15 protein-coding genes and 1 tRNA gene are annotated in these 16,520 nt (G+C 72.0%); 7 read left to right on the forward strand and 9 right to left on the reverse strand.

Annotated features, from left to right (window positions below; all coding sequences use genetic code 11):
- Window positions 1-49: 49 nt before the first annotated feature.
- The 4 genes from ASF89_RS10060 to leuC are packed head-to-tail and all read right to left on the reverse strand — an operon-like array spanning window position 50 to window position 4,276.
- Window positions 50-835, reverse strand: coding sequence for a 1-acyl-sn-glycerol-3-phosphate acyltransferase (locus ASF89_RS10060; RefSeq protein ID WP_055814275.1), 786 nt, complete (start codon window positions 833-835; stop codon window positions 50-52).
- 7 nt (window positions 836-842) lie between these two features.
- Window positions 843-2,210 carry a UDP-N-acetylglucosamine 1-carboxyvinyltransferase gene (murA, locus tag ASF89_RS10065; RefSeq protein WP_055796327.1) on the reverse strand — a complete coding sequence of 456 codons (1,368 nt, stop codon included), beginning with the start codon at window positions 2,208-2,210 and terminating at the stop codon, window positions 843-845.
- Window positions 2,211-2,807 carry a 3-isopropylmalate dehydratase small subunit gene (gene leuD / locus ASF89_RS10070; RefSeq protein WP_055796326.1) on the reverse strand — a complete coding sequence of 199 codons (597 nt, stop codon included), beginning with the start codon at window positions 2,805-2,807 and terminating at the stop codon, window positions 2,211-2,213.
- On the reverse strand, window positions 2,807-4,276 hold the full coding sequence (leuC, locus tag ASF89_RS10075; protein WP_055814278.1) for a 3-isopropylmalate dehydratase large subunit: 1,470 nt from the start codon (window positions 4,274-4,276) through the stop codon (window positions 2,807-2,809). Before leuC ends, leuD begins: the two co-directional genes overlap by 1 nt.
- A 211-nt stretch (window positions 4,277-4,487) precedes the next feature.
- On the opposite strand from leuC, the gene ASF89_RS10080 reads away from it, so the two are divergent.
- Window positions 4,488-5,978 carry a PQQ-binding-like beta-propeller repeat protein gene (locus tag ASF89_RS10080; RefSeq protein ID WP_055814281.1) on the forward strand — a complete coding sequence of 497 codons (1,491 nt, stop codon included), beginning with the start codon at window positions 4,488-4,490 and terminating at the stop codon, window positions 5,976-5,978.
- Complete coding sequence (locus tag ASF89_RS10085; RefSeq protein ID WP_055814284.1) at window positions 5,975-7,489, forward strand: PQQ-binding-like beta-propeller repeat protein; 1,515 nt, start codon at window positions 5,975-5,977, stop codon at window positions 7,487-7,489. Before ASF89_RS10080 ends, ASF89_RS10085 begins: the two co-directional genes overlap by 4 nt.
- A gap of 119 nt (window positions 7,490-7,608) precedes the next feature.
- Here the strand turns inward: ASF89_RS10085 and ASF89_RS10090 are convergent.
- Window positions 7,609-7,681, reverse strand: a tRNA-Glu gene (locus tag ASF89_RS10090).
- A gap of 273 nt (window positions 7,682-7,954) precedes the next feature.
- Between ASF89_RS10090 and ASF89_RS10095 the strand changes: the two genes are divergently transcribed.
- The 5 genes from ASF89_RS10095 (at window position 7,955) to ASF89_RS10115 (ending at window position 12,613) form a co-directional block, all read left to right on the forward strand.
- Window positions 7,955-8,395: a cupin domain-containing protein gene (locus ASF89_RS10095; RefSeq protein WP_235484071.1), complete on the forward strand. Its 441-nt coding sequence runs from the start codon at window positions 7,955-7,957 to the stop codon at window positions 8,393-8,395.
- Between the two features lie 444 nt (window positions 8,396-8,839).
- The gene (locus ASF89_RS10100; protein WP_369814550.1) at window positions 8,840-10,399 is read left to right on the forward strand and encodes an MFS transporter; all 1,560 of its coding nucleotides are present in this window, start codon (window positions 8,840-8,842) and stop codon (window positions 10,397-10,399) included.
- Entirely contained in the window at window positions 10,392-11,372 is a 981-nt protein-coding gene (locus ASF89_RS10105; RefSeq protein ID WP_055814287.1) for an alpha/beta hydrolase, read from the forward strand. Before ASF89_RS10100 ends, ASF89_RS10105 begins: the two co-directional genes overlap by 8 nt.
- A gap of 165 nt (window positions 11,373-11,537) precedes the next feature.
- On the forward strand, window positions 11,538-11,765 hold the full coding sequence (locus ASF89_RS10110; RefSeq protein WP_055796311.1) for a hypothetical protein: 228 nt from the start codon (window positions 11,538-11,540) through the stop codon (window positions 11,763-11,765).
- A gap of 212 nt (window positions 11,766-11,977) precedes the next feature.
- A complete protein-coding gene (locus ASF89_RS10115) occupies window positions 11,978-12,613 on the forward strand; it encodes an MBL fold metallo-hydrolase (protein WP_055814290.1) in 636 nt (211 codons plus the stop codon).
- Between the two features lie 100 nt (window positions 12,614-12,713).
- Here ASF89_RS10115 and serA read toward each other — a convergent pair whose 3' ends face one another.
- The 4 genes from serA to ASF89_RS10135 form a co-directional block, all read right to left on the reverse strand.
- Window positions 12,714-14,303, reverse strand: a complete 1,590-nt coding sequence (serA, locus tag ASF89_RS10120) for a phosphoglycerate dehydrogenase (protein ID WP_055796305.1) — start codon at window positions 14,301-14,303, stop codon at window positions 12,714-12,716.
- 116 nt (window positions 14,304-14,419) lie between these two features.
- Entirely contained in the window at window positions 14,420-14,803 is a 384-nt protein-coding gene (locus ASF89_RS10125) for a hypothetical protein (RefSeq protein WP_055814293.1), read from the reverse strand.
- Window positions 14,800-15,237, reverse strand: coding sequence for a hypothetical protein (locus ASF89_RS10130; RefSeq protein WP_055814295.1), 438 nt, complete (start codon window positions 15,235-15,237; stop codon window positions 14,800-14,802). The genes ASF89_RS10125 and ASF89_RS10130 overlap by 4 nt, the downstream gene beginning before the upstream one ends.
- On the reverse strand, window positions 15,234-16,373 hold the full coding sequence (locus ASF89_RS10135) for a mannitol-1-phosphate 5-dehydrogenase (RefSeq protein ID WP_055814298.1): 1,140 nt from the start codon (window positions 16,371-16,373) through the stop codon (window positions 15,234-15,236). Before ASF89_RS10135 ends, ASF89_RS10130 begins: the two co-directional genes overlap by 4 nt.
- Window positions 16,374-16,520 lie beyond the last annotated feature (147 nt).

A 16,520-nucleotide genomic window follows, 5' to 3' on the forward strand; every position in this document is an offset into this window, starting at 1 on the left:
CACGGCGCCCTCCCCGAGGGCCTCGATGGCGCCTTCGCGCGATTCCGAGCTACTCAAAGCTGCCGGTCTCCCTCTGCTCGTTCTTGGACGGGTTCCATCGTTCGGCGGGCGCCTCCTCGTGTCGGATCCGCTCGAGGAGGGCGGTGATCGACTCCATGACGAGCGCCGTGGCCTCGGTCATGGACGCCTGATCGAGGGGCCTGTCGCGGTACGGCGAGAGGTCGACGGGATCGCCGACGATCACGGTGATGCGCTTCCGGGGGAACGGCCTGAGCTTCGACGAGTACCGCCCCATGAGCTCCTGGCTGCCCCAGTGGGCGACGGGGATGATCGGCACGCCGGCCGCCAGCGCCAGTCGCACCGCACCGCTCTTGCCCTTCATGGGCCAGAGGTCGGGATCGCGGGTCAGGGTGCCCTCGGGGTAGACGATGACGCCGCCGCCGACGGCCGTCAGCCGACCGGCGGCGCCCAACGGATCGCTGTCATGGGTGCGCCCCGCGCGCTCGACGGGGATGTGACCCATGGCGTGCATCAGCCGGCCGAAGATCGGCACCCGGAAGAGAGAGGCCTTCGCCATGAACCGGGGCAGACGACCGAAGCGCCACATCACGCGGCCGACCACGACGGGGTCGATGTTGGTGATGTGGTTCGGCGTCAGCACGAACGAGCCCGACGCGGGCAGCTTGTGCCCGTCGACGACGTCGATCTTGGCCATCAGGTCGAACAGCGGCGCCGCCGGAGTCGCGAGGACCCGGAGGACCGCGCCCTTCTCTGGGCGGCGCTCACCCGGGCCGACCGGGACGACGGGGGCGTCGGGGTCGCCGTGGGGTGCCACGCGGGGATCAGCCCTTGAAGTCGAAGTCGGCGCCCAGCTTGCGGAGCTTCGCGATGAAGTGCTCGTAACCGCGGCTGATGATGCCGACGTTGCTGATCTTCGACTCGCCCTCGGCGGTCAGCGCGGCGATCAGGTGGCTGAAGCCGCCCCGCAGATCGGGGACGCGGATGTCGGCGCCGTGCAGCGCCGTCGGGCCGTTGATGACCGCGGCCTGCTCGAACTCACGACGGGCGACGCGTCGGTCGTGACCGGGGAGTCCGTCTTTGTGCACCGTGATGTCGGCGCCCATGTCGTTGAGCGCCTCGGTGAACTGGAAGCGGTTCTCGTAGACGGTCTCGTGCACGATCGATGTGCCCTGCGCCTGCGTGAGGGCCACGATGAGCGGCTGCTGCCAGTCGGTCATGAAGCCGGGGTGGACGTCGGTCTCGACGACGACCGGCTTGAGGTCGCCACCGGGGTGGAAGAAGCGGATGCCGTCCTCGTGGACGTCGAAGTCGCCGCCGACCTTGCGGAAGACGTTGAGGAACGTCATCAGGTCCTTCTGGTCGGCGCCCTCGACGAAGATGTCGCCCTTGGTGGCCAGGGCCGCGGCGGCCCAGCTGGCGGCCTCGTTGCGGTCGTTGATCGCGCGGTGCGTGTACCCGCGGAGCTTCTCGACGCCCTCGATGAAGATCACGCGGTTCGGCTCGACGGAGACGATCGCGCCCATCTTCTGGAGGATGGCGATGAGGTCCATGATCTCGGGCTCGATGGCCGCGTTGCGCAGCTCGGTCACGCCGGTCGCGAGGACCGCCGTGAGCAGGACCTGCTCGGTCGCCCCGACGCTCGGGTAGGGCAGCTCGATGTTCGCACCGGCGAGACCGTTCGGCGCGGTGAGGTGGATGCCGTTGTACGACTTGTCGACGACGGCGCCGAAGGCGCGGAGGGCGTCGAGGTGGAAGTCGATCGGGCGGTCGCCGATGCGGCACCCTCCGAGATCGGGGATGAAGGCCTCGCCGAGGCGGTGCAGCAGCGGGCCGCAGAAGAGGATCGGGATGCGGCTCGAGCCGGCATGCGCGTCGATCTCGGCGAAGTGGGCCGACTCGACGTTCGACGGGTCGAGGATCATCTCGCCGCGAGCGGGGTCGGTGATGCGGACGCCGTGGACGGAGAGCAGCCCGCGGACGACGTTGACGTCGCTGATGTCGGGCACATCGCGCAGGATGCTCGGAGTGTCGCCCAGGAGGGCCGCGACCATGGCCTTGGTCGCCAGGTTCTTGGCGCCGCGCACCTCGATGCGACCGATCAGCGGCTTGCCGCCGCGGATGACGATCTCGTCGGACTTGAGGCCCACACGGGCCCCGGCTGCTGCTGCGTCTTGGATGAGCGAGTTCACTTACTTCACCGGCAATGTCTTCGGGCGCCAGGCGGCGCGGCGGGATTCGAATTCTGTGATGGCCGCTTCGTCGCGGAGGGTCAGGCCGATGTCGTCCAGGCCTTCGAGGAGTCGCCACTTAGTGTAAGCATCGACCTCGAACGGGACTGACAGGTCGCCGAGCGTGGCGCGTTGCGACGCGAGGTCGACCGTGATCTCGACCCCGGGCGAGGCCTCGACCGCGGCCCACAGGCGCTCGATGTCGTCTTCGGCGACCATGGCGGCGAGGAGCCCCTGCTTGCCCGAGTTGCCGCGGAAGATGTCACCGAAGCGGGCGCTCAGGACGACGTCGAAGCCGAAGTCGCGGAGGGCCCAGACGGCGTGCTCGCGGCTCGAGCCCGTGCCGAAGTCCGGCCCGGCGATCAGGACGCGGGCGCCCTGGTACTCGGGTCGGTTGAGGACGAAGTCGGGGTCTTGACGGGCGGAGAAGAACAGGGCGTCTTCGAAGCCCGTCTTCGTCACCCGCTTGAGGAACTCGGCCGGGATGATCTGGTCGGTGTCGACGTTCGACCGCTTCAGCGGCGCCGCCACCCCGGTGACGGTGGTGAACTTCTCCATCAGAGCGCGCCTCCTGCGGGGGTGCCGGTCAGGCGTTCGGCGAGGGCATCGCCGATCGGGGTGTCGGAGGCGAGATCCCACGGGGACGACAGCGTGCCGCGGACGGCGGTCGCCGCCGCGACGAGCGGAGAGACCAGGTGGGTGCGACCGCCCTTGCCCTGCCGCCCCTCGAAGTTGCGGTTCGAGGTCGACGCGCAGCGCTCGCCCGGGGCCAGCTGGTCGGGGTTCATGCCGAGGCACATCGAGCAGCCGGCGAATCGCCACTCGGCCCCGAAGTCGGTGAACACCTTGTCGAGACCCTCGGCCTCGGCCTCGAGCCGCACCCGCGCGGACCCCGGCACCACCATCACCCGCACGCCCTCGGCCTTCGTGCGCCCGCGGATGATCGAGGCGAAGGCGCGCAGGTCCTCGATGCGGCTGTTCGTGCACGACCCCATGAAGACGGCGTCGACGGCGATGTCCTTCATGGCCGTGCCGGCCTCGAGGGCCATGTACTCGAGGGCCCGCGATGCCGCGGCGCGCTCGTTCGGGTCGACGATCGCCGCCGGGTCGGGCACGGAGTCGCTCAGCGAGACGCCCTGACCCGGGTTCGTGCCCCAGGTGACGAACGGCTCGAGCTCGTCGGCGTCGAGGAAGATCTCGGCGTCGAAGACGGCGTCGTCGTCGGTCGGGAGGGTGTCCCAGTAGGCCACCGCGTCGTCCCAGTCGGCCCCCTCGGGGGCGTGCTGGCGACCCCGGAGGTAGTCGTAGGTGGTCTCGTCGGGGGCGACCATGCCCGCGCGGGCGCCGGCCTCGATGGACATGTTGCAGATCGTCATCCGCCCCTCCATCGAGAGGGAGCGGATCGCGCTGCCGCGGTACTCGAGCACGTAGCCCTGACCGCCGCCCGTGCCGATCTGGGCGATGACGGCCAGGATGATGTCCTTCGCCGTGACACCGGGCCGGAGGGTGCCCTCGACCGTCACCGCCATCGTCTTGAAGGGCTTGAGGGGCAGGGTCTGCGTCGCCATGACGTGCTCGACCTCGCTCGTGCCGATGCCGAACGCCATGGCGCCGAAGGCCCCGTGCGTCGAGGTGTGCGAGTCGCCGCAGACCACGGTGATGCCGGGCATCGTCAGGCCGAGCTGCGGACCGACGACGTGGACGATGCCCTGCTCGGCATCGCCGAGAGGGTGCAGACGCACGCCGAACTCGGCCGTGTTGCGGCGCAAGGTCTCGATCTGCGTGCGGCTGGTCAGATCGGCGATCGGCCGGTCGATCGCCAGCGTGGGCGTGTTGTGGTCTTCGGTCGCGATCGTCAGATCGGTGCGACGCAGCGGCCGCCCGGCCTGACGGAGGCCGTCGAAGGCCTGCGGGCTCGTGACCTCGTGGACGAGGTGGAGATCGATGTAGAGAAGGTCGGGGGCGCCGTCTTCGCCCTTGACGACCACGTGGTCGTCCCATACTTTCTCGGCCAGCGTTCTACCCACGGGCCCACCTCTCTCGATGTCTGCTGCTCGGATGATCGTCGAAGTCTACGCCAGCGTCGGGCGCGGGTCCTCGGTCTCGGGGGGCAACGCGCGGGGCCGGTCCGCCCATTCCCGGCGGACGGGCGAGCACCGACGCGGCCGGCTCCGAATACCATGACGGCAGTCGTCGGACGCACCGGCGGCGCCGCTCGACGAGGAGGTCGACCCGCTCGTGTCCGACCCCCTGCCCGGCCCCGCGCGCGACCCGGCGCGACGGCTGCGCGCCGTCCGCGGTCGACGCGCTCCGCGCCTCCTCGGGGGCTACCTGGCGCTGCTCGTCGCCACGGCCATCGTGCTGGTCGCGGGGTGGGCGGCCGACCCCGAGTACGGCGCGGAGCCGCCGTGGCGCGGACTCGTCGTCGACGACCTGCGCTCGGCGCCGGGCGAGACCCTCTGGTCGCTCGACCTCGCGGCGCTGCTGGCCCCCGAGGCGCCCGCGCACTGCGTGCACCTCTGGCCGTCCCCCGCCGAGTCCGGTCTCGTCGCCGTCACCACCTCGATCGACCTCGACCTCGAAGCCGACGTGGACCTCCGCGCCGACGATCTCGCGGAGGCCGCCGAGTGCCGCACCGCCGCGTTCGCCCACGACACGAGCCGCGTCGCCCTCGTCGACGTCCGGACGGGACTCGCCCTCTGGGTGCACGACCTCGTCGAGGACGTCCCCGACGCCGACCCGACGAGCATCCCGTCGGCCCAGGTGGTGCCGGCGGCGGGCCGCGTGCTCGTGCAGACTCAGTCCGACCGGGGGCTCGTCCAGGCGGCGCTGGCGCTCGACGACGGACGCCACCTCGAGACCGCCCGCGAACGCCGCGACCTGCCGAGCGTCAGCGTCGCCACGCTCGGCCGCCTCCAGCTGCGCTCGGCGGCGGCTGCGGTCGGCGACCCCGACGCCTACGCGCTCGTCGACGCCGCCGCGCTGACCGTGCCGGTCTGGCGCGGGTCGGCGGATCGGGGCCGCACCCCCCTGCTGGTGCCCGGCGCCCTCGTCGTGCCCATCGAGGGACGCTCGATCAGGGTCGACGGGCGCACCGGCGAGATGACGCCGTACCGATCGACTCCCGATCTGGTGGCGGCCGGCTCACCGGCACCGGGCGGCGACGACGACCTGTTCGCCGTGCGCTCCGGCCCGGGCGGCCGCGTCGTCTCGGCGCTCGACCGCGACGGCGCCGCCCGATGGGCGCGCCCCCTCGACGCCCGCTCGATCGCCGCGACGCGCGGGTGCCTGCTCGTGACCTCCGACGACGACACGACGACGTGCCTGCGGCCCTCCGACGGCACGACGCGCTGGTCCGTCGACGGTGCGGCCACGACGGCCCGCGGGGTGCCCGGCCAGGTGTCCGACGACGTCTACGGCATCGCCCGTCGCGACGGTCGACCGCGGCTCACGGCGCTCGACGGCCTCACCGGGCGGTCGGTGTTCGACGTGCCCGCGGGTGATCTCGAGACGGTCGTGGCGGCCTCGCGCACCGTCGTCTACCTGGCGATGGGCTCCTCGCCGCAGAGCAGGGCCGTGGCCGCCCACGACGCCGCCTCGGGGCGCCGGCTCTGGACGCTCCGTTCGGCCGGCAGCGTCTCGTTCTGGGGCGGGGCGCTCGTCGAGGTCGACGGGGTGGGCGTCGCTCGACGGCTCGGCGGCGGTCAGCGGATCGGGGCGACCTCATGATCCGGCCGCCCGACCGGCGAGCCGAGGAGGCGCGCGCCGGCGCCCGACGGACGTCCCGTCGACCGAGCGGTCGCCTCCGTTCGCGCTGGCACCGCGCCTCCTCGGCCCGCCGCATCGCGACCGCCTACCTCGTCGGCGTGATCGTCACCGTCGTCGTGATCGTCGCGCTCGTGCCCGGGCAGCCGCGGTACGGGGCGGACCCGCCGTGGCGCGGCGTCGCGGTGGACGACCTGCGGGAGGCCCCAACGGCCAGCGGCTGGTCGATCGACCTCGGTGCCGCGCTCGCGCCCGGGACGCCGGCGGAGTGCCTGCGGTTCCGGGACGAGCCGATCGACGATCGTCGGGTGCTGCTGCGTGCGGCCGGCGCGTGGACCTACGGCTTCGCCAACGACGGCGACTGCGGCGGGGCCACGGCGGGCGTGGGCACTCGACTGGCGTCGTTCGACACCGACCTCGGGCGCGTGCTGTGGGTGTACGACGTGGCCGACGACCTCCAGGCGCTCGGGCTGCGGGGCCCGGTGGAGCTCGCGTCGGCCACGGTCGTCGACGACGCCCGCATCGTCGTGGTGCGGGCCCGGGCGGGCGGCCAGACGGTCCTCGTCACCCTCGACGCGACCACCGGTGAGCTGAGGCAGCGGACGGCGCCGGTGACGACGGTCGACTCGGAGCAGTTCCAGACGGCGGGCCGGACGGTGATGACCGGCGGGCAGACGGCCGAGGGCGCGACGTTCGCGTTCCAGCTGCGCGACGTCCGCGATCTCGACCTCGTGCTCTGGGCCGGCCCCGGGAGTCTCGAGGGCCAGGCCCTCGCTCTGCCGGACCGCCTCGTGGTCGCCCGCCCGGGAGGCACGGTGCAGGTCGGACTCGACGGTCGCGAGACCCCGTGGCGCGGGGACCTCGCCGCGCTCGGGGGCTACGTCGCCCGCCCGGACTCGATCGTGGGGCCGGTCCGCGGCGTCGACCGGGGCTTCGCCGCCGTCGACTTCGACGGACGCCCGATCTGGAGCTCCACCCCGGCGGCGTCGGGCTCGTACTCGACGTCGCGGACGTGCCTCACCGTCACCGATCTGAGCGACGACCAGCTCAGCTGCGTCGACTGGAGCACCGGGGAGGTGCGGTGGTCGAGGCCGGCGGACGGGGCCTCGAGCGCCGACGGGCTGCCCGGGCAGACCGACGACACGGTGTACGCCACCGTCACCGCACCCGGCGCCGGCCCGCAGTCGGTCGTCGCCCTCGACGGCGAGACCGGGGCCGCCCGCGCGACCATCGCCCTGCCGGACGGCGCGGTGGTGGTCGCCGCGTCGCGCACCGTCGGGTACGCCCTCGCCTTCGGCAGCTCGGGCGGGCGCTCGACCCTCGTCGGGTTCGACCTCGCGACGGGCGAGACGCTGTGGTCGTTCGCGGGTCAGCTGCAGATCGGCACTTGGGCCGGGCGCTTCGTCGAGGTCGACGTGGACGGGGTGGCCCGTCTGCTGGAGGGGACGGCCCGGAACGTCGTGCCCTCGCGGTGACGGACCGAGCGGGCGGCGGTTCTCGGGGGTGCCGGGTGCCGGTGCCGGGTGCCGGCGGCCCGCAGGCGCGGGGAGACGACGAAACCCGCTCAGCCTGAGCTGAGCGGGTTTCGTGGTTGTGACCCCAACGGGATTCGAACCCGTGTTACCGCCGTGAGAGGGCGACGTACTAGGCCGCTATACGATGGGGCCGTATTTGCAACTCGTCGAGTATGCCACAGCTGTCGAGCGCCGCACAAATCGAGCCGACGGCGCGGCGCGAGCCTGAGGCCCCCACGGGGGTGTCCCGTCAGGCACACCCTCGCAGCATCCCGTCCGGGTACACCGACGACTGACGACTCGCCCGCGAGGAGCGGCTCGGCGAAGGGTGTCACATCAGTGCCTCCCTCAGGACTCCCGTCCGGGGTTTCGTGGCATCCAGGCGATGACGACATCGTCGAGCACGCACCAGGCAGGAGAAGAGTGATGGCAGACCAGCCCAAGCAGGTCGGGGGCGGACGGAACATGTTCGGGGACTTCGCCCCGAAGCTCGCCGCCCTCACCGACGACGTCCTCTTCGAGGACGTCTGGAACCGCGCGGAACTGTCCGCACGCGACCGCAGCCTGATCACCGTCGCCGTCCTCGTCCGCTTCGCCCCGGGCGCCCGTACCGCGTGGCACTCCCACGAGAAGGGCCAGTACCTGCGCGTCACCGCCGGCGTCGGCCGCTTCGGCACCCGCGACGGTCGGATCATCGACGTCCACCCCGGTCAGACGATCTACACCCCGCCCGGCCAGGTGCACTTCCATGCCGCCGCCCCCGGCGTCTTCATGGAGCACATCGCGATGCTCGAGAACGGCGACGACCCGGCCAGCACCACCACCTGGCTCGAGCACATCACCGACGATGACTTCGCGGGCAGATGAGAAGTGCAGTCACGGGCCTGCCGCTCCGTGCCGCTCCTGGACGGTGCGCGACAGGGAAGGAGAATCGATGACCAGCTTCAGCAGCGACACCCTCGCGAGAGTCGCCGAGAGCGACGACTGACCGACACCTCCTCGAGTCGGGCGGATCGCCGGGGCCTCCCTGGGCACGACGCGCTGCTCGATTCGAGCGCGCCCGTCACCCCGAGCAGGACCAGCGCGTCATCCGTCGCGATCGCAGGCGGAGCACCCGGCGCGCGAGGCCGTCCGATACCGCCCGGGCGGGAGCGGACGTTCGCGGCTGAAGGCTCGATCAAGAGTGGAGTCCGCCTTCCGCAGCAGCCGGTGTATCGTTCACGTCACCGAGGTAAAAGGCGTCGCGCTCTGCGACGCACCCGCACGCGGCATCGAACGAGTCGCCACTTCTTCCCAGAAGGAGTGCGTCTCGTGCCACCCAGCCCCTCTCTCCCCCGCGGCCGGCGGGTCGCCGCCGACGCGCCTCCCCGGCTGTCCGATGCGTCGATCGCCCTGGCCGGGCTGTCCGCGGTGTTCCTGTTCGAGATGCTCGACACCTCGGTGCTGAACGTCGCGCTGCCGACGATCGGCCGCGAGCTGGACTCGTCGACCACGGGGCTGCAGTGGGTGTCCGGCGCATACGCGGTCGCCTTCGGCGCGCTCATGCTGCTCTTCGGCGCCGTCGCCGACCGGGTGGGACGCCGCCGGGTGATGCTCGTCGGCCTCGCGCTCCTCGCCGTGGCGAGCCTCGCGACCGTGGCGGTCACGACCACCGAGCAGCTCATCGCCGTCCGGGTGCTGACGGGTGTCGCCGCGGCGATGACCACCCCCGGGTCGATGGCGCTGGCGTTCCGGCTGTTCGACGACGAGGGCCTGCGCGTGCGGGCCCTGACGGTGATCTCGACCGCGGGGCTCGTCGGCCTGGCCGTCGGCCCGACCGTCGGCGGGTTCGTGCTCGCCATCGCTCCGTGGCAGGTGCTGCTGCTGGCCGACGTGCCGATCGCCGCGCTGGCGTTCGTCGGCATCCGATCCGGGGTCGCTCCGGATGCCCCCGCGGGGCTGCGGCACGACCCCGTCGACGTGGGCGGCGCTCTGCTCGGGGCCGCGACCGTGACGGGGCTGCTCGTGACGCCGACCGTCGTCGTGGGGGCGACCACCGCCTCCTCGTGGGGGTGGGTCGCCGTCGCCCTGACCGTCGCATGCGGGGTCGGATTCGTCGTGCGCGTGCGGACCGCGCGGCACCCGGTGGTCGACCTGCGTCTGCTCGCCCGCCCCCTGGTGTCGAGCGGGCTGGCGTTCAAGGCCGCGTCGGGCCTCGCCGTCGCCGGGATGTCGTACCTCGTGACGCTGCAGCTGCAGTTCGCCTGGGGCTGGCCGCCGGCCCTCGCCGCCGTCGGCACGTCGCCGCAGGTCGTCGTGCTCCTGGCCGGAGGGCGCCTCGTGGGGCCGTTCGTGCAGCGGGTCGGCCTGAGCCGCGCCGCATGGGTCAGCGCGGTCACGGTCGTGTCGGGCCTCGTGGTCTTCGGCGCCCTGAGTCGTCACGGGTACGTCTGGGTGCTCGTCGCGCTCGTGCTCGTCGCCGCCGGCATGCGCGTCGTCGGCGTCGTCGCAGGCGCCTCCGTGCTCACGGGCCTCCCCGTCGACCGCACCTCGATGGGCGCGGCCCTCGTCGACACCTCGAGCGAGCTCGCCGGCGGGGTCGCGATCACCGCCGCGGGAACCATCGTCGCCGCGTTCGTCACCGGGAGCATCACGACCGTCCCGTGGACGGCCCCGCGTCTCTCAGGATTCGAGGACGCCCTCACCATCGCCGGGCTCGGCCTCGCGGCCGTCGCCGCCGTGCTCGTCGCGGTCGGCATGCTGCGGGCGCGGACGTCCGACGCGCCGGCCAGCACGGCCACCCCCGCCGGATCGACCACCCGTGCCCCTTCGACCGCATCCGCCCCTTCGACCGCCATCGCCACCCCTGCCGAGGAGTCCTCCCGTGCCTGACACCATCCCCCTGCCCCGCCCGCCGTTCGACCCCGAGTTCGTGCCCTTCCTGGAGGCGATGGACGCCCGCGGCCGCTTCCGGCTCGAGACCGGGATGCTGCCGCGGATGCGACAGCTGGACATGACGGAGGCGCAGCTCGACGAAGGACTGCGAGCTCGCGGTCTCGAGAGGCGCAGCATCACCGTGCCCGGGCACCTCGGCGAGCCGATCGCCCTCGCGGTCGTCCAGCGCATCGGCCGCACCGGGACGGCGGCCTGCGCCTTCGCCGTCCACGGGGGCGGCATGATGTTCGGTCACCACCTCGGCGATCTCGATTCGTACGACGACTGGCTGCTCGTGCACGACGTCGTCCTCGTCAGCCCCGATTACCGTCTCGCCCCGGAGCACCCCGACCCGTACCCGGTCGAGGACTGCTACGCCGGCCTGGTCTGGACCGCCGAGCACGCCCACGAGCTCGGCATCGACCCGGAGCGGATCGTCCTCGTCGGCCAGAGCGCCGGCGCCGGACTCGCGGCGGGCACGGCGCTCCTCGCCCGCGACAGGAACGGGCCGGCGGTCGTCGGGCAGGTGCTCGTCAGCCCCATGCTCGACGATCGCGACGAGACCCTCTCCGCCCGGCAGTTCGACGGGGTGGGCGTCGCCGACCGCGAGATGACCCGTTTCGGCTGGGACGCCTACCTCGGCCACCGTCGCGGCGGAGACGATGTGTCGATCCACGCCGCTCCGGGCCGTGCGACCGATCTCGCCGGCCTGCCGCCGGCGTACCTGGACTGCGGCAGCACCGAGGTGTTCCGCGACGAGACCGTCGCCTACGCCACCGCGCTCTGGGCGGCGGGCGTCCAGGCGGAGTTGCACGTGTGGCCCGGGGCGTTCCACGGGTCGACGAGCATGATGCCGGAGGCGACCCTGTCTCGCAGGGCCGTCACCGCTCTCCGCGACTGGACCGAGCGCCTCCTCGGCACGACGCACTGACCGGAGAAAGGGGGCGAACCGAGCTGCCCATCAGCCCGGCAGCCGAGGAGAGGCACCGGGCCCTGTGGTCGCTCCCGTGTCGGGCCCGGTCGGTCCGATTCGAGATCACCACTTGCGGTCACCGGGAACGAGGCGGCAGTCTTGGTCGATCCTGAGGGGGACATCATGAACACAGCCGCAGTCGTCATCATCCTGATCGTCGTCGTCATCGTCGCGGCCACGATCGCGCTCGTCCTGCGCGAACGCCGCGACCGTCTGACGGCCGAGCGTCTCGACGGCGCCGACCCCGGGGCCGGTCTTCGGGCCCACGCCGATGCCGAACGCCGGGCCGCCGGCATCCGAGGGGAGGCCGGGGGCACGTCATGGTCCGCCGGCGGCAAGAACTCCGCCTGACCCACGGTGGTGAGCGTGAGCGCATCACATGACCTCACCCCGCGCCGGCGCTCCGCCGAGCGTCCCCGTCTCGACGCCCCCTGTGCGGAGATCAGCGCTGCGAATCCCGAAGACCCCCTGAGCTGACGAGGCACCCCGCCGCACTCCCCGGGCAGCCGCACGTCGACCCGGGCATCTCCGACGCGCGAGGCTCGGGGCGTACAGTCGCGCCCATGCGCCTCACCAAACTCGAACACGCCTGCCTGATCATCGAGATCGAGGGGCGGCGCCTGGTCGTCGACCCCGGCTCGTTCGGCTCGCCGATGATCGACGTGGCCGACGTCGACGCCGTCGTCGTGACGCACGAGCACCCCGACCACTGGACACCCGACCAGCTCGGCCACCTGCTCGCGACGAACCCGGGCATGACGATCTACGGTCCGGCCGGCGTCGCCTCGGCGGCGGCCGACTTCGACGTGCACGTCGTGGCGGACGGCGAAACGATCGAGGTCGGTCCGTTCGACCTCGCGTTCCACGGCTCACGTCACGCCGTCATCCACGAGTCCATCCCCGTCATCGACAACGTCGGCGTGCTCGTCGACGGTCGGCTCTTCTACCCGGGCGACGCGTTCACCGTCCCACCCGTCGCCGTCGAGATCCTCGCCGCTCCCGTGGGCGCTCCGTGGTTGAAGATCACGGAGGCCATGGACTACGTCACCGCCGTCGGCGCGACCACCGTGTTCCCCACGCACGAGCGCACCCTCAGCGACGCCGGGCTCGCCATGCACTTCGACCGGCTCCGGTCGAGCGCCGAGTCGGTCGGCGGGCGGGCCGTGCTGCTGGCGGCGCACGAATCCCTCGAGATCTGACGCCGCGCCTCCTCGGCCCGGTCTCGGTCGCCCGACCGCGAGACGACGGACCGCCCGCCCCTCGATACGGGGGCGGGCGGTCCGTCGTCGTCGGGAGAGGCTAGAGCGTGATGTCGATCTCGCGCAGCAGCTCGGCGTCGATGGCGACCCGGACCTTCTCTACCAGGTCGTCGGGGGCCGGGCTGTCGATGGTCAGGACGCTGAGCGCCTGTCCGCCGGCGCTGCGACGGGCGATCTGCATGCCGGCGATGTTGATGCCGGCCTCGCCGAACTCGCGCCCGTAGACCGCGACGATGCCGGGTCGGTCGCCGTACACCATGACGATGTGGTGCTTCGCGAGAGGCACCTCGACGTCGTAGCCGTTGATCTCGACGATCTTCTCGACCTGCTTCGTGCCGGTCAGCGTGCCCGAGACCGAGATCTGCGACCCGTCGCTGAGCGAGCCGCGGAGGGTGATCACGTTGCGGTACTCGTCGCTCGCCGGATCGGTGAGCAGACGGACGGTGATGCCCCGCTGCTCGGCGAGCAGGGGCGCGTTCACGTAGCTGACCGATTCGCTCACGATGTTCGTGAAGATGCCCTTCAGGGCGGCAAGCTTCAGGACGCTGACGTCGTACTCGACGAGGTCGCCGCGCACCTCGACGTCGACGCTCGTGAGAGGGCTGTCGGCGAGACCCGAGAAGACCTGGCCGATCTTCTCGACGAGACCGATGCCGGGGCGCACGTAGGGGTCGATGACGCCGCCCGCCACGTTCACGGCATCGGGCACGAGCTCGCCGCCGAGCGCCAGGCGCACCGAGCGGGCGACCGAGACGCCCGCCTTCTCTTGCGCCTCGGACGTCGAGGCCCCGAGGTGCGGGGTGACGACGACGTTCTCGAGACCGAGGAGCCGCTGGTCGACGGGGGGCTCGGAGACGAAGACGTCGAGACCGGCGCCGGCGATCTCGCCCGTGGTCAGCGCCTCGTAGAGGGCGTCTTCGTCGATCAGACCGCCGCGGGCCACGTTCACGACGAACGCGCTCTTCTTCATGGCCTTCATCTGCTCGAGGCCGATCATGCCGGTCGTCTCGGGGGTCTTCGGCATGTGGATGGTGACGAAGTCGGCCGTGGCCAGCAGATCGTCGAGCGAGAGCAGCGTGACCCCGAGCTGCTGGGCTCGCGCCGGGGTGACGTAGGGGTCGTAGGCGACGACGTTCACGCCGAACGCCTGCAGACGGGCGGTGATCAGGGCGCCGATGCGACCCAGACCCACGATGCCGACGGTCTTCTCGAAGAGCTCGACGCCGGTGTACTTCGAGCGCTTCCACTGACCCTGGGCCAGGGCGGCGTGCGCCGCGGGGATGTGACGCGCGAGGCTCAGGATGTGACCGACGGTCAGCTCGGCGGCCGAGACGATGTTCGAGGTCGGCGCGTTCACGACCATGACGCCGGCGGTCGTCGCCGCCTTGATGTCGACGTTGTCGAGCCCGACGCCGGCGCGGGCGACGACCTTGAGGTTCGGCGCGGCGGCGATGGCCTCGGCGTCGACCTGGGTCGCCGATCGGACGAGCACCGCATCGGCCTCGGCCAGCGCCGTGAGGAGGGCCGGACGATCGGTGCCGTCGACCGATCGCACGTCGAAGTCGGGACCGAGGGCCTCGACGGTTGCGGGTGAGAGTTCTTCTGCGATCAACACGACGGGCTTTGCCACGGAGACGAGGTCCTTAAAGAGAGAGTTCGGGGGGACGGCCGCGACGCGCCGTGGGCGCGGCTGTCGTCACTCTATCGACTCCCCCGCCATGTGACGCCCCGGGTCGGCGGGGCGGGTCAGATGCTCTGGACGTAGGCCGTGATCGTCAGGCTGAGGGCCGCGACCGCACCGAGGGCCGCGAACAGCACCAGCACGACGACGGGCAGTGCGCGACGGCGGGCGACGACCAGGGCTGCGACGAAGGCTGCGGGTGGCAGGGCGACGTTCGAGACGAGGGCGAACCACGGCGGCGACGCCACCAGCCCGTCGAGGCCGTTCTCGGCGTAGAAGTCGTTGTTCGCGTACCGGGCCTCGTTCGGCACCGAGATGAGGTTCGTGACGGCCTCGACGAGGTCGTAGGCGAACAGCAGCCCGAACAGGATCACCAGAGCGACGACGACCACCGAGGAGGCGCGGTCGCGGCGGGGAGCACCCGTCGCGTCACCACGTGCGCGGCTCATGCGCCCACCCCGACGAGCAGCGGCCAGGGGGCCACGACCAGCACGCCGATCAGCAGCGCGACGAGACGCCGACGGCTCGCCGCCGCCGGGACGACCGCGATCGTCGCCGCGAACCAGAGCACCGGGGCGGCGACCGCGACGACGACGCCGAAGCGCCAGAGGCCCGTGGCGAAGGGCGTGTCGAAGGTGTACGTGAAGCGACCCATGAGGGTGACCCAGCCCACGGCGCAGAGGAGGAGGGCTCCCCCCAGGATCCCGTGGCCGATCAGGGCCGCCGAGCTCATGGGCTTGACCGCGGCGGGGTCGTCGGGTCGGTCGTCGGGTCCGGGCTCGCCGGCCCGCGCCGGCCCGTCGACGTGACTCGCGTCGAGCTCGTCACCCCAGCTGAGGGCCTCGTCGTCGCCGTCGACCGGCTCGGGCCGGCTCGACGTCATGCCGACGTCTTGGCCGCGACGGCGTCGCGCAGGGCCGGGAACAGGGGGTGGTCGGTCAGGACCCCCGTGAGCGTCGTCGTCAGCTCGTCGGCGGAGAGACCGGAGCTGAGCAGCGCCTGCAGCTCGACGCTCTCGACGTCGTCGGCGACCGAGAAGTCGAGGGCGGCGCCGACGGCCCGGACGAGAGCGTCGGAGGGCAGGCCGCGCTCGGCCAGCTGAGCCGCGGGCCCGACGAAGCGCTCGTGCCGGCTGAGCTTGCGAAGGGGGTTCCGCCCCACGCGCTCGGTCGTGTCGGGGAGGTGGGGGTTGGCGATGCGGACGAGGTTCTTCTCGATGTAGGCCTGCTGCGCGTCCGCATCGAGACCGTGCTTGGCCACCAGCAGCGACTTGGTCTCGGACAGGACGCCCCGCACCTCGGTCATCACCTCGGCGTCGTCGAGGGCTTCGCGGATGCTCGCGAGACCGCGACGGAACCCGTGATAGGCGGCCGCGGCATGAGCCGTGTTGACGGTGAACAGCTTGCGCTCGATGGAGGGCTCGAGATCGTCGACCCAGGTGACGCCCTCGATCTCGGGACGCGAGTCGCCGAACGGCGTGCTCTCGACCACCCATTCGAAGAAGGACTCGATGGTGACGTCGAGGGTGCCGCCGGCCTGCTCGGGGACGATGCGGTCGATGGCGCAGTTCGCGAAGACGGCGTTCTCGGCGGGGTCGTGCTCGCGCACGGCCGCGGCGAGCGAGTCGGTGGCGTTGATGGCGTTCTCGCACGCGATGACGGCGAGCGGCGGCAGGGCTGCGTCGCGGGCGGCGAGGCCCTTGGCGATCACGGGCGCGACGAAGGGGAGGATCCGGGCTCCGACGGCCGTGGTGACGATGGCGGCGGTCGCGATCTCGGCGACGAGCGCCGCCTCGTCGGACCGGCTGTTGATGGCCCGGTAGCCGTCGACGACGGTGACGCGGCTGTCTTCGCCGACCTCGTGCACCTCGAAGGACGACTGCGACTGGAGCGAGCCGATCAGGTCGTCGTTCACGTCGGCGAAGACGACCTCGTAGCCGCTCGCGTGGAGGAACTGGGCGACGAAGCCGCGGCCGATGTTGCCGGCGCCGAAGTGGACTGCTGTCTTGCTCTCTGCCATGCCTTAGATCATGCCACGGCGTCGCCGTGCGGGCGGACGCCGAGAGGGCCCCGCACCGTCCGGTGCGAGGCCCTCTCGGGATGACTCGGAGGCGTCAGCGCGCAGCGCTGCCGTCGCCCGTCGGCGGAGCCGACCGATACGGCCAGC

Source organism: Frigoribacterium sp. Leaf172 (genome assembly GCF_001424285.1).
GTDB lineage: Bacteria > Actinomycetota > Actinomycetes > Actinomycetales > Microbacteriaceae > Frigoribacterium.